Here is a 12,260-nt window from a genome sequence, read left to right as displayed (position 1 = left end):
TCAGGCGAGGTTTTTCTTGAAGAAGGCGATTGTGCGCTCCCACGACAGCTTGGCCGCTGCCTCGTTGTAACGCGGCGTCGAGTTGTTGTGGAAGCCGTGCTGCGTGCCGGGATGGATGAACACCTCGTACGGCACGCCCGCACTCTTCAGCGCCGCCTCGTAGGCCGGGTACATCGCGTTGATGCGCTCGTCGTTCTGCGCGAGTTGCACCATCAGCGGTGATTTGATCGAGGGCACCGCTGCGGTCTCCGCTGCCGCGCCGTAGTAGGGCACGCCCGCCTGCATGCCGGCGCCCATGGCGGTGGCCAGCCAGTTGGTCGTGCCGCCGCCCCAGCAGAAGCCCGTGACGCCAAGCTTGCCGGTCGAGAGCGCATGCGTCTTGAGATACTTCGCGCTGTTCAGCATGTCGGTGCGCAGCTTCGGCTGGTCGAGCCTGGCCTGCAGCGCGCGGCCGTCGTCGTCATTGCCGGGGTAGCCGCCGACCGGGAACAGCCCGTCCGGCGCCAGCGCCAGGAAGCCCTCGGTCGCGGCGCGCCGCGCGACGTCCTCGATGTAAGGGTTGAGTCCGCGATTCTCGTGCACCACGAGGACCACCGGGAACGGGCCGTTTCCCTTGGGTTGCACGAGATAGCCGCGCATCGTGCCCGAGGTGCCGCCCGGCGACGGGTAGGTGACGTACCTGGCCTTGATGCGCTCGTCGGTGAAGGAGATCGTCTGGGCGTTGGCATAGCGCGGCATCAGGGCCTGGGCCATGGCGAGGCCACCCGCCGCCACCACGGCGGCCTGCTGCAGGAAGGCGCGGCGGTCGATCCGTCCATGGCAATATTCGTCGTAGAGATCGAACACGCGCTGGTCGATCTCGAGCTGGGTCACCGAATCCAAGTCGTTGCTCCTCCACCAGGGGCTGCAGTCTAGATCAAGGAATCAGGTTGCGCTCCTCTTGACGGAAAGGAGAGGCTAGAATGGATCAAAATGAGGTGAGCGATGCCAGTCGTCGACTACGCGGCACTGCCGGAGTTCCCCATGCGGGCCGGAATCACCGGCAAGTGGATCACCAGCCACGAGCATGGCGCGACCACGACCAGCGTGCTCTCCAATACGGTGGAACCCGGCGTCGCCGTCCCAAAGCACTTTCACGAATACGAGGAGATCGTGCTGGTCGAGGAGGGGCGGATCTGGGTCGAGCTGGGTGACACCCGGGTGTTCGCGGCCCCCGGTCAGGCCGTCATCATTCCGCCGCGCACACCGCACGCCTGGGGAACGGAAGGCCCGGGCATGGCGCGCGTCCTCTTCGTCTGGCCAGTGCTGGAGCCTTTCGCACCGGGCAAGAGCACCTACTTCGAAGGCGCGCCGCCCAAGGTGAGCTGACCCAAAATCAGGCTTCCTCACGAAGGGTTGGAGAAAAAGTCGCAAATTCAGCAGGAAAAAGATTATTCCGACGGGAGTGCATTTTCGTCCCTGATCAACCCACTCGCCCGCCCCACGCGCGGTGTTCCATTGTGGCCGGAAGGCCGGCTGGGGGACGATTTTTCTAGCAGGTCCGCGATTCGGGCCTGAGTCGAAAAGAATCTTCCGGTTCGAGCCGGCAGGCGCTTTGCGAATTTCCGGACAGTTTCTGGACAACTCGTGTCTGAAAAATCGCACCTAGCGCGGCTGACCCTGGCGCAATTGCATGGTGTAGCGCTGGGCGAGCCTGGGCACTCGGCTGGTGCCGTCGTAGCAGACGATCTCGGCCTCGTGCGCCATGTTGCCCTTGCCGTCCGATTTGTAGGTCGTGACCACGCCCACGTAGCTCTCGCTGGCGAGGCGGTCACGCACGGCTTTCGGTGTGACGGGCTGGCCGGCCTTGCGGAGATCGGCGATCACCTTGCCCAGCATACCGACGGCGTCGAACTGGGCGGCGGCAAAGGCGTCGGGCTCGCTCTTGTAGGCGGCACGGTAGGCGTCGAGAAAAGCCTTCATCGGGCCTGAGGTGGCCGAGATCGGCGAGGCCGCGGTCTCGGCGCAGACACCCTTCAGCTCGGCGGGTTCGAGCAGCGCCGCGGTCGCGGGCTGGTGCATGGCCGAGCCCGCGACGATCGGCACGTCGGGCAGGAGCTGCCGCGCCTGGCGTACGGCGAGGACGGTGGAGGCGGCATGCAGGTGAAGCACGATCACGTCGGCATTGGCGTTCTTGGCGCGCAGGATGGCGGGCGAGAGATCGTTGACGGTGGGGGCGATGCTCTCCTCGAGGACTGGCGGTGCTTTTAGATCGGTAAAAGTCCTGGCGAGCTGCTCGCGGCCGGACTGGCCGTAGGCGGTGCTCTGGTAGATGACGGCCGGCCGTTTGGCACCGAGCTTTTCGACGACGTAGCGTGCATGCGCCACCTTCACCGTGGCGTCGCTCGGAAAGAAGCGGAAGAACCAGGGGTTGCCGAGCTCGCCCAGCCGCGCGGTGCCGGAGATGGTGAGCAGCGGCACGCCGCGTTCTTGTGCGAGCGGCAGCAGCGCCAACATCTGGGTGCCCAGGATCGGTCCAACGGCAGCCGAGGGCAGGGTGCCGCCCATGGCGCGTTCCCAGGCGGTGACGGCGGCTTCCGGAGTTGCGGCGGTATCCAGTACCTCGGGCTTCAGGGTGACGTCGCGGATCTGACCCGCCGCCAGCAGCGCGCCGTTACGCTGGCTGGTGCCTTCCAGCGCCACGAAGCCGGTGAGGGGCACGAGCACGGGCAGGCGCAGGTCCTGCGCCGCAGCCCCGGAGACGGCAAGGGGAGCCGCGACGAGGAGGGCGACGGCCGCGGCTACTGCGCTGCGCCGCCGGCCCATGGCGACATCACCTCGTTCATGCCGGTGAGCTCCCCGGTTTTCGGATCGCGCACGATGCAGCTCGGATTGGCGAAGCCCAGCGGCGAGATCGGGTTGTCGACCTCGACCATCGGCAGCTTGGCCGCGATCGCCTTCTTGATCGCGTCGGGCAGGTCGCGGTTGACGCGGATCGGGCCCACGCCCGAGACGTCGATGCGCGGCTGATGGAAGGCGGCCTCCACATCCATGCCGCGGTCGATCTGCATCAGCGCAAGCTGCGCCACCGCCGGCACGATGCGCCGCCCGCCCGAGGCGCCGATGCAGAACCATGCCTTGCCGCCCCGGGCGACGACCACGGGGCAGATGTTGCAAAGCGGCTTCTTGCCCGGGGCGATGGAGTTGGGCTTGTTGGGTTCGGGATCGAACCACAGCATGCCGTTGTTCATGGTGATGCCGGTCTTGGGCAGCATCACGTTGGAGCCGAAAAGCGACATCAGGGTCTGCGTCAGCGCCACCATGTTGCCTTCCGAATCGGCGGCGCAGAAATGCGTGGTGCAGGTGTTGGTGGGCTTGTCGCCCAGCGTCTTCAGCCGCTCGTCGTAGGCCTTGTGCATGCCCTCGGCGAAGGCGGTGAAGAAGGCGGCGTCGGGCGCGCCCTTGCCCCTGGTCCGGTCGCCCGCCAGCTCGATGGCGCGGCGCAAGGTGGGCCCCGCGGTGAGGCCGCCTGCGACGTTCACGGTGACGCCGTTGTGCTCGAACGACAGGGGATCGACCACGCGCGCCTCGTAGGAGGCGAGATCGTCGGTGGAGATCGCCGAGCCGCCCGCCTGCAGGTCGGCCGCGATGTCGCGCGCCAGGCTGCCTTCGTAGAATTCGCGCGGGCCGCCCTCGGCCAGCCGCCGCATCGTCTCGCCGAGATTGCCGAGCTTGAGGTAGCGTTTGTTGTGCGCCCAGTCGATCGAGGGCACGCGGCCGTCGTCGCAGAGGTAGGCGGCGCGCGAGGCCGGGAACTTGGTGAGGTGCTGCGCGCCCTGCGCCAGCATCACCTGCATGTACCAGTCGAGTTCCATGCCGCGCTGGGCGAGCTCGACGCCGGGCGCCAGCACGTCCTTCCACTTGAGCGTACCGAAGCGCTCCAGTGCCTTGGCGAGGCCCGCGACCATGCCGGGCACGGCGATCGAGTGGTAGCCGACCTCGTTCCTCTGTTCGAGGATGTCCGGCCAGGCGAAGGGGTTGGCGGGGCCGGGACCGACGATCTTGTAGACCGAGGGGTCGAGCTTCCTGGCCGAGACCGGGCCGTAGTCGATCGTCCAGGCGCGGCCTTCCTTGGCGCTCCAGATGGTCATGAATCCGACGCCGCCGATGCCGCTCATCCACGGCTCGACCGCGCCGATCGCCATGCCGGTGGCGACCGCGGCATCGATGGCATTGCCGCCCTGGCGCAGGATGGCGGCGCCGACCTCGGCGGCCCTGCAATTCTGGGCCACGACGACGCCCTTGCCGCGCACCGCCTGTTTGGTGATCTTGACCTGCCGTGTCAGCGACTCGCTCATCAACGCTCCCCACTTTGAGGGAGCGACTGTAGCGGGGCCTGAATTGGCCACAAACCCCGTTAGACTGCAGGGCGGACGGGCCCCCAAGGACGAGCCCCCAAGGACGAGCCCAGGGAAGATCGCAGGCGTGACGGAACTGAACCAGACCGACCTGCAGACGCTCACCACGGGCAACAAGCGTGCGTGGGACAGCTTCGTCACCGCGGCGGCACCCCTCATAAACGCCGTCGTGCGGCGGACGCTATCGGCCTTCCGGCTGGGCGAGGACGACGTCATGGACGCGGCCCAGGACGTGTTCGTCCGCCTCTGCGCCCAGGACTTCCGACTGCTCAAGACCTTCGACCCGGCCCGCGCCAAGCTCAGTACCTGGCTGGCCGTGGTTGCCCGCTCGTGCGCTGTGGATCATTCCCGGCGCCGCCGCCAGGCGACCCAACCGCTCGACGACGTCCCGGAAGCGGCCCTGGGGGTCGAGGACAAGCACGTCGAAAAGCTCAAGATTCCCCAGGGGCTTCTGACCGATCGCCAGGTCCTGATCCTGAAGTGCCTCTACGACGAGGAGCGCGACGTGGCCGAAGTGGCCCTTTTGCTCAAGATCGACGCCCAGACCGTCCGCAGCACCCACCACAAGGCCCTGCTGCGGCTGCGAGCGCACTTTGGCGAAGAACCGCCCTGAAGAGGGGATGGATCGGGCTTTTCCGACGTATTCTGGAGCAGGAGCAGACCATGAGCACGGAGCATACCCCCCGGACCGACAAGGAGCTGTGGCAGAGCCTCGCCCTGGATCGAGAGGCCGCGCCCAAGGCCATATCCGACCTCGATTTCGCCGCCTGGCTGGACGGCCGGCTTCCCGAGGCCGCCGCCGCGCGGATCGACGCTGCCGTCGCGGCCGACCCCGCGTTGCGCCGCGCCGCCCTCGATCTGGCGGATGTCCTGGGCAAGCCCTTGCCGGCGGCGCCGGAACGGCTGGCGGTGCGGGCAAGGGCGCTGGTCGGCTTCGCGGCGGAGAGGCAGGTCGGGCAAGGCGGTGGATTCTTCGGCCGCCTGTTCTCGTCCGGAACACGTTATGCCCTGCAACGGGCGGCGATGGCGGCCATGGCGATCGTGATCGCCGGCGCCGGCTTCATCATGGGCGGCGGGCTCGGCGAATCGTTTGCCCAGCAGCGGTACGGCTCGGGCGTCACCCAGGCGACCTCCTCGGAGACGTCGAACGAATTGACCGATTTCTCGGACGGGATCTGACGTGTCACCGCGCGTGATGCAGCTCCTGCTCGGCCTGTCGGTGCTGCTCAACTGCTTCGTCCTCGCCGGGTTCGTCTACCGGAGCTGGATCGCGCCGCCGACATTCGAGGCCCGCCTGCCGCCACCGCCGCCGCCGGGTGCCCGGCCCAGCCCGATCGAGGCCGTGCTCCACGATCTCGGCGTCGACAGCGGCCAGCGCGAGGCGCTGCGCGGCCTGCTGGACGGCTATGCCGCGAAGCGTCGCGAACGGCTGCGGGAGATCCAGAAGGTGCGCGAGCAGTCTGCCGCCGAACTGAAGCGGCCGCAGATCGACCTTGTGAAGGTCGACGGGCTGGTCGATCAGCTCGCGCGGCTGCGCGCCGACCTGCAGAAGGAAAACCTGCGCGCCGCGATCCAGCTCGAACCGGCGTTGCGCCCGGACCAGCGCGAACGCCTGCGCGTGCTGATTGCCGAGCGCTTCGCCGGCGCGCCGCCGCCGCCGCCGCGCCCGCCGGGCCCGCCGGGCCCGCCGGGCGGTCCTCCTGGCGGCCCTAGGGCGCCCGGCGGCCCCGGCAGGCCCCCGCAATAGGAGTGGCGCCATGACCCTTCGTCTCGACCGGCGTGGTTTCATCACTGGTGCAGCGGCACTGTCTGCTGGCTTGTGGCCGGCGCTGCCGGCGCAGGCAGCCCAGGCGATGGGCTTCGACGACGCGCGGCTGCTGCTGTCGCGCACGGGCTTCGGCGCGACGCCGGCCGAGATCCGCGCCCTCGAAGCGCAGGACTACGCCACCGCCGTCGACCGTCTCCTCGGCAATTCCAGACCGCAGGCCGCCACGCCGGCACCGGCGTGGCTGGACCAGAGCCCGGCCGAGGTCCGCCGCCGGCAGCAGGCGGCCGAGGCCCAGCGCAAGCCCGGCGTCGACGGCAAGCCGCTGCAGATCGCGCGGCCGGTGCAGGAGCAGGGCCGCGAGCTGCGCAACTGGTGGGTCGAGGAGATGCTGGCGACCGACCAGCCGCTGGTCGAGCGGATGGTGATGTTCTGGCACGGCCATTTCACCTCTTCGATGCTGAAGGTGCGCTATGCACCGGGGTTGTTCCGCCAGAACGCGCTGTTCCGGCGCGAGGCGATGGGCAACTTCGCGACGCTCCTGAAAGAGGTGGCGCGCGATCCCGCGATGCTGATCTATCTCGACGGCATGCGGAACGTGGTGCGACAGCCCAACGAGAACTTCGCCCGCGAGCTTCTCGAGCTGTTCACCTTGGGTGAGGGCCGTTACAGCGAAGCCGACGTCAAGGCAGCGGCGCGGGCCTTCACGGGCTGGACGGTCAATCGCGAGACCGGTCAGTTCATGGACCGCCCGGCCCAGCACGACGACAGCGAGAAGACCTTCCTCGGCCAGACCGGCCGCTTCGGCGGCGACGAGATCATCGCCATTCTGCTCAAGCACCCGCGCACCGCCGAGACCATCGTCGAGAAGATGTGGCGCGAGTTCGTGTCGCTCAGGCCCGACCCGGCCGAGGTGGGCAAGCTGGCGGCGTCGTTCCGCGCAAGTGGCTACCAGATCAAGCCGCTGCTGCGGGCGCTGCTGATGTCGCAAGCGTTCCGTGATCCCGCCAACCGCGGCAGCCTGATCAAGTCGCCGGTCGAATTGATCATCGGCACCGTGCATGTGCTGGGCCTGCCGGTGCCGGAGAAGACCCAGCTCGTGCGCATGATGCAGGGGCTGGGCCAGGTGCCGTTCGATCCGCCCAACGTCAAGGGCTGGCCGGGTGGCGAAAGCTGGATCACGACCTACACGCTGATGCTGCGCCAGCAGTTCCTGCGCCGCATCGTCGAAGCCACCACGGTGGCCTCGATGGACGGCGGCATGGCGATGAAGCCGGGCCCGAACCGCCGCGCCGACCGCCGCCAGCAGGTGCCGGGCGACGACAGCACGATGCAGATGATGGAGTCGGGGCAGATGATGGGGCCGCGCCCGGTCGAGGGTCGCAGCCTGCGCAGCGCCGGCGGCGAGGCGCGTCTCGGTGCCAGCCTGAGCGGTGCCGATTCGGCCACGCTGCTCCGCACGCTGTTGCCGCGCGCGCCGATCGACCCGATCGATGCCTCGGCCTCGCCGGGCGCGGTCGTGGCGGCGGCGATGCTCGATCCCGCCTACCAGTTGAAGTGAGGGGCGCGCCATGGGCCGTATCCTGCTTCTGGTCGAACTCAAGGGCGGCAACGACGGGCTGAACACGCTCGTGCCCTTCGCCGATCCCAGGTACCGCGAGCTGCGTCCCGGCGTCGGCATTGCGCGCGAGCGCGTCCTGCCGCTCGACGAGAAGGTCGGCCTGCACGACAAGCTCGAGCCCCTGATGGAGTCGTGGAAGGCCGGGGACTTCGCGATCCTTCAGGGCGTGGGCTATCCCTATCCCAATCGCTCGCATTTCCGCTCGATCGAGATCTGGGACACCGCGTCGGCGGCGAGCCAGACCTTGAGCGAAGGCTGGATCGCCCAGGCCTTCCAGGCCACCAGCCTGCCCAAGGGCGCCGCCGTCGATTGCATCGTGGCCGACACCAACGCGCTGCCGGCGACCGGCCCGTCGCTGCGCACCATCGTCATGCAGGATGCCGAGAGTTTCCTGAGGCAGGCCGCGAGCATGAAGGAAAAGGGCGGCAGTGCCGATGCCGGCAATCCGGCGCTGCGTCACGTGCTGGCCGTGCGTCAGGAGATCAATGCGGCGGCGGCCGGCCTGCGCGACAGGCTGCGCGCCGCACCGGCACCCACCCATGCCTACAACCAGGACAACGGCCTGGGTCGCCAGCTCGATCTCGCGACACGCCTGCTCGCGGCGAAGGTCCAGGTGGTCGCCATAAAGGTCGCGCTGGGTGGCTTCGATACGCACGCCAACCAGGCGCAGACCCATGAGCGGCTCCTGGGCATTCTCGCCGCCGGCCTCGCGACGCTGCGCAAGAACCTGATCGCGGCCAATCTCTGGAACGACGTGGTCGTCATGACCTATTCGGAGTTCGGCCGCCGCGCACGGCAGAATGCCAGCGGCGGCACCGATCACGGCTCGGCGGCGCCGCAGTTCGTCATGGGCGGCAGTGTGAAGGGCGGCCTTTACGGCGCCTATCCGTCGCTCACCGACCTGCAGGACGGCGACCTCAAGCACACCGTCGATTTTCGCAGCGTCTTCGGCACGGTGGCGCAGGGCTGCTGGGGCCTGCAGCGCGATTTCGGCCTGCGCCAGCCGCAGCGGCTGGGTTTTCTCGCCTAGACTTTCAGAAGCGTCCCGTCAGCTCCTGCCGCACCGAGCCGCGCTCGGCCTCGATGCGGATGAACCAGAGCAGCAGCGCGGCGATGATCTTAATAGCCACCGGCAGCACGATGTAGACGAACATCAGCGCCGTGGTGCTGTAGAGGCCCTTGGCCGGGTTGAAGCCCAGCAACGCCGCCACCGGCAGCGAGCCCGCGGCGCCAAGCGCGGTCGCGAGCTTGGTCGAGAGCGCCCACAGGCCGAAGTAGGTGCCGGTCTTGCCCCGCGAATCGCCGCCTTCCTGGGCGTTGATCACGTCGGCCAGGATCGACGGCGGCAGGCCATAGTCGGCGCCGATGCCCATGCCGGTGATGACGGAAATCGCCAGGAACCAGTAGAAGTCGCCGGGTCCGACGAAGATGGCGAGCGCCATCGCGACGGCGGTCAGCACCATGCCGATGAACCACGCGGCGGCCTTGCTGAGGCGGCGTGACAGCAGCAGCCACAAGGGCACGCTGGCGGCGCCGGCGATGAAATAGACCAGCAGGATGATGCCGGCCTGCAGCTTGCCGCCCTTCAGCACGTGCTCGACGTAGAACAGCATCACCGTCACGGCGACGCCGAGCGCCGCGCCGTTCACGACGAAGACCAGCAGCAGGCGGCGGAACAGCCGGTTCTTCAGCGGCTGGAAGAAGGTGACGAAGATGTTGCGGTTGGCGTGGGTAACCGGCGGATGGACGGAGGGGCCTGCCCAGATCATCGTCGGCGTCGACAGAACGAGCAGGATGGGCAGGAAGACCAGCCCGAGCATCGCGTAGCCCTGGCTTTCGCCCAGCGTGGCGGTGAGATAGGTCGGCAGCACGACGGCGAGCGTCATGCCGAGCAGACCGAACACCTCGCGGCCGACCGTCACCTTGGTCCGCTCGTTGTAGTCGTCCGACAGTTCGGCGCCGTGGGCGTGGTAGCTGATCGAGACGCCGGAATAGCCGAGGTGGACCAGCAGCAGGGCGGCCAGCAGCCAGAACGCCATGAGATTGTGGTCGCCCAGGATCGAGTCGGGCGGATCGAAGAGCATGTAGAATCCGCCGCCGAGAAACGGCGTCATCATGGCGACGAAGGTGAGGCGGCCGCGCTTGCCGTAGCGCGTGAAGCGGTCGCTGATCACGCCGATGACCGGATCCTGGATGGCATCGACGATGCGGGCAAAGATGAAGATCGCGCCCATGATGCCGAACGAAAGCTTTACCACCTCGCCGTAGAAGTGACTGACGTTCAGCACGACCGGCAGCGCCGCCATGGCGAGCGGTAGTTGCAGGGTCGAGTAGGCGACCAGACGGTCGAACTTGATTTTTACCGGCACGGCGGTCTCGTGCCCGGTCGATCCTGCATTCACCCGAAAAAGCCTTCCTGTCTCCAGGGCGGCTTGGCGCGCCCCGTCTTTGTTGGAGACAGTTATATATGCCTGAAGTGTGCCTGCAATACGTCCGTCCGGCGCGTCTTGAAGCCGGCGGCACAATAGGCGAGGTAATATCGCCACATCCGGCGGAAACGCTCGTCGAATCCCAGCTTCGTCACTTGGTCGGCCACCCGGTCGAAGCGGCCGAGCCAGGTCTCCAGGGTGCGCGCATAGTCCAGCCCGAAGCTGTAGAACTCGGCGATCTTGAGCCCGGCGTGGCGGCACTGCTCGCGCAGGCTGGAAGGCGACAACAGCATGCCGCCGGGGAAGACATAGGTCTGGATGAAATCCGGATGACGGCGGTAGCCCTCGAAGAGATCGTCGGCGATCACGATCGCCTGGACGATCGCCGAGCCGCCCGGCGCCGAATGGCGCTTGAGCGCGGCGAAATAGTCCGGCCAGTAGCGCTCGCCTACCGCCTCGATCATCTCGATCGAGACGATGTGATCGTACTTCCCTTCGATGTCGCGATAGTCGCGGAACTGCAGGTCGACCCGATCGGACAGGCCGGCGCGCTGCAGGCGGGCCTGGGCGTAGGCGAGTTGCTCGCGCGAGATGGTGACGCCGGTGACCCGCATGCCGCGCCGCGCCGCCGCTTCGGCGAAGCCGCCCCAGCCGCAGCCGATCTCGAGGATGCTCTCGCCCTGCCGGGCGCCAAGCTGATTCAGGATGCGCTCGTACTTGGCGGTCTGCGCGGCCTCGAGCGCCTGGCCTTCCGCACCTTCGTAGAGAGCGGAGGAGTAGGTCATCGTCGGGTCGAGCCAGAGTCCGTAGAATTCGTTGCCCAGGTCGTAATGGGCATGGATGTTGCGCTTCGATCCCTCGCGCGAATTGTCGTGCCGGCGATGCAGCAGCTTCAGCAGGATGTTGTGGAAGACGTTGGTGCGCGTGACGCGGCCCAGAGCTTTTTCGTTGTCGGTGAGCAGCGACAGAAGGCCCGGCAGGTCGGGCGAGTCGCAGAGGCCATCCATGTAGGACTCGGCGAAGCCGATGTCGCCGTCGAGCAGCACGCGGCGGAAGAAGCCCCAGTCCTTGATCTCGATCTCGGCCTGGCGTTCCGCCCCGGCCGGGCCGAAATGGCAGACCGTGCCGTCCGGCAGCCGGACGGTGAGCCGGCCGGCCGTCAGGCGGGCGAGCGACTTCAGGACGAAGCGGGCGGCGAATGACATGAGGTCAACGGCTCACGAGCTGCGAAGGCGGGACGGGCTTCCGATAAAATCTCGCCTGCTTCCGCCAGAGTTGCAAGGCCTGCCAGTGAATTCTCGCCACAACGCCCAGGGTCATCGTCGGGTTGCACAGGAAGCGACGCAACACCGCCTGGTCTGCGAGCGGTTCGCGCCGGCCCGCCACGGAAGTCGCCAGCATCAGGCCCTGGGCGTCATGGTAGTTGACGTCGACGTGGGCAATCCGGTCGTCGAGGCGGAACCGGAAGCGATAGTCGCCCTCGACCGGCAGGAAGGGCGAGACGTGGAAGACCTTGTGGCCGTCCAGCCAGGCGTCCGAATTGATGGGCCGGCGGTCGTCGTGGTGGACCAGGTAGCAGTGGCGCTCGCCGAAGGTGTTGTTGACCTCGCATAGCACCGCCCGGAGCGCGCCCGAGCGGTCGCGGCAGAACCAGAAGCTCACCGGATTGAACACGTAGCCCAGCATGCGCGGCATGGTCATCAGCATCACCTCGCCGTCGCAGACGTCGCCGAGGCCGTTCTCGGCCAGGATCCGGCGCAGCCACGCCGCGAGGTCGCCGCCGTCGCGCGCGCCATGATCGGCGCGCCGGAACGAGACGAGTCCCGGGCGATCGAGCTTCAACCAGCGACCGTCGGCCGTGTCGAGCGTGCCGAGGTCGAGGCAGAGATAGGCGACGCGATAGCGGAAGGCATTTTCGCGCGGCCGCAGCCGCCGGTGCACGACGGTGGCGTCGATGATGCTGTGGGTATTCTCTGACCCCCTCCGGCCTGCGGCCACCTCCCCCGAAGACGGGGGAGGAGAAGAAACAGACTCCTCCCCCGCTTGCG

12 protein-coding genes are annotated in these 12,260 nt (G+C 67.7%); 6 read left to right on the top strand and 6 right to left on the bottom strand.

The window, feature by feature from the left end:
* Nucleotides 1–882 carry a dienelactone hydrolase family protein gene (locus EPO55_RS18530; RefSeq protein ID WP_296338582.1) on the bottom strand — a complete coding sequence of 294 codons (882 nt, stop codon included), beginning with the start codon at nt 880–882 and terminating at the stop codon, nt 1–3.
* A 102-nt stretch (nt 883–984) separates the two neighbouring features.
* Between EPO55_RS18530 and EPO55_RS18525 the strand changes: the two genes are divergently transcribed.
* A complete protein-coding gene (locus EPO55_RS18525) occupies nt 985–1,368 on the top strand; it encodes a cupin domain-containing protein (RefSeq protein WP_296338581.1) in 384 nt (127 codons plus the stop codon).
* Between the two features lie 276 nt (nt 1,369–1,644).
* Here the strand turns inward: EPO55_RS18525 and EPO55_RS18520 are convergent, their stop codons facing one another.
* A complete protein-coding gene (locus EPO55_RS18520) occupies nt 1,645–2,805 on the bottom strand; it encodes an ABC transporter substrate-binding protein (RefSeq protein ID WP_296338579.1) in 1,161 nt (386 codons plus the stop codon).
* A complete protein-coding gene (locus tag EPO55_RS18515; protein ID WP_296338578.1) occupies nt 2,781–4,337 on the bottom strand; it encodes a gamma-glutamyltransferase in 1,557 nt (518 codons plus the stop codon). The genes EPO55_RS18520 and EPO55_RS18515 overlap by 25 nt, the downstream gene beginning before the upstream one ends.
* 127 nt (nt 4,338–4,464) lie before the next feature.
* On the opposite strand from EPO55_RS18515, the gene EPO55_RS18510 reads away from it, so the two are divergent.
* The 5 genes from EPO55_RS18510 to EPO55_RS18490 are packed head-to-tail and all read left to right on the top strand — an operon-like array spanning nt 4,465 to nt 8,813.
* The gene (locus tag EPO55_RS18510) at nt 4,465–5,010 is read left to right on the top strand and encodes a sigma-70 family RNA polymerase sigma factor (RefSeq protein WP_296338577.1); all 546 of its coding nucleotides are present in this window, start codon (nt 4,465–4,467) and stop codon (nt 5,008–5,010) included.
* 50 nt (nt 5,011–5,060) lie between these two features.
* Entirely contained in the window at nt 5,061–5,576 is a 516-nt protein-coding gene (locus EPO55_RS18505; protein ID WP_296338576.1) for a hypothetical protein, read from the top strand.
* A 1-nt stretch (nt 5,577) separates the two neighbouring features.
* Nucleotides 5,578–6,144 carry a periplasmic heavy metal sensor gene (locus EPO55_RS18500; RefSeq protein ID WP_296338575.1) on the top strand — a complete coding sequence of 189 codons (567 nt, stop codon included), beginning with the start codon at nt 5,578–5,580 and terminating at the stop codon, nt 6,142–6,144.
* 10 nt (nt 6,145–6,154) lie between these two features.
* Nucleotides 6,155–7,723 (top strand): DUF1800 domain-containing protein, encoded by a 1,569-nt coding sequence (locus EPO55_RS18495; RefSeq protein ID WP_296338574.1) that lies wholly within the window; start codon nt 6,155–6,157, stop codon nt 7,721–7,723.
* A gap of 10 nt (nt 7,724–7,733) precedes the next feature.
* A complete protein-coding gene (locus tag EPO55_RS18490; protein WP_296338573.1) occupies nt 7,734–8,813 on the top strand; it encodes a DUF1501 domain-containing protein in 1,080 nt (359 codons plus the stop codon).
* 4 nt (nt 8,814–8,817) lie between these two features.
* Here the strand turns inward: EPO55_RS18490 and EPO55_RS18485 are convergent, their stop codons facing one another.
* The 3 genes from EPO55_RS18485 to EPO55_RS18475 are packed head-to-tail and all read right to left on the bottom strand — an operon-like array spanning nt 8,818 to nt 12,210.
* Complete coding sequence (locus EPO55_RS18485; protein WP_296338572.1) at nt 8,818–10,185, bottom strand: MFS transporter; 1,368 nt, start codon at nt 10,183–10,185, stop codon at nt 8,818–8,820.
* Between the two features lie 59 nt (nt 10,186–10,244).
* Nucleotides 10,245–11,417, bottom strand: coding sequence for a cyclopropane-fatty-acyl-phospholipid synthase family protein (locus tag EPO55_RS18480; protein WP_296338570.1), 1,173 nt, complete (start codon nt 11,415–11,417; stop codon nt 10,245–10,247).
* 4 nt (nt 11,418–11,421) lie between these two features.
* Entirely contained in the window at nt 11,422–12,210 is a 789-nt protein-coding gene (locus tag EPO55_RS18475; protein ID WP_296338568.1) for a DUF1365 domain-containing protein, read from the bottom strand.
* Nucleotides 12,211–12,260 lie beyond the last annotated feature (50 nt).

This window comes from Reyranella sp. (assembly GCF_004296935.1).
Taxonomy (GTDB): Bacteria; Pseudomonadota; Alphaproteobacteria; order Reyranellales; family Reyranellaceae; genus Reyranella.
This window is presented reverse-complemented; position numbering and strand designations above follow the sequence as displayed.

What these genes read in the sequence shown, in the direction of transcription:
- EPO55_RS18525 (WP_296338581.1), top strand. Translation starts at nt 985, where the DNA reads ATGCCAGTCGTCGACTACGCGGCACTGCCGGAGTTCCCCATGCGGGCC.
- EPO55_RS18520 (WP_296338579.1), bottom strand. Translation starts at nt 2,805, where the DNA reads ATGGGCCGGCGGCGCAGCGCAGTAGCCGCGGCCGTCGCCCTCCTCGTC.
- EPO55_RS18515 (WP_296338578.1), bottom strand. Translation starts at nt 4,337, where the DNA reads ATGAGCGAGTCGCTGACACGGCAGGTCAAGATCACCAAACAGGCGGTG.
- EPO55_RS18505 (WP_296338576.1), top strand. Translation starts at nt 5,061, where the DNA reads ATGAGCACGGAGCATACCCCCCGGACCGACAAGGAGCTGTGGCAGAGC.
- EPO55_RS18495 (WP_296338574.1), top strand. Translation starts at nt 6,155, where the DNA reads ATGACCCTTCGTCTCGACCGGCGTGGTTTCATCACTGGTGCAGCGGCA.
- EPO55_RS18490 (WP_296338573.1), top strand. Translation starts at nt 7,734, where the DNA reads ATGGGCCGTATCCTGCTTCTGGTCGAACTCAAGGGCGGCAACGACGGG.
- EPO55_RS18480 (WP_296338570.1), bottom strand. Translation starts at nt 11,417, where the DNA reads ATGTCATTCGCCGCCCGCTTCGTCCTGAAGTCGCTCGCCCGCCTGACG.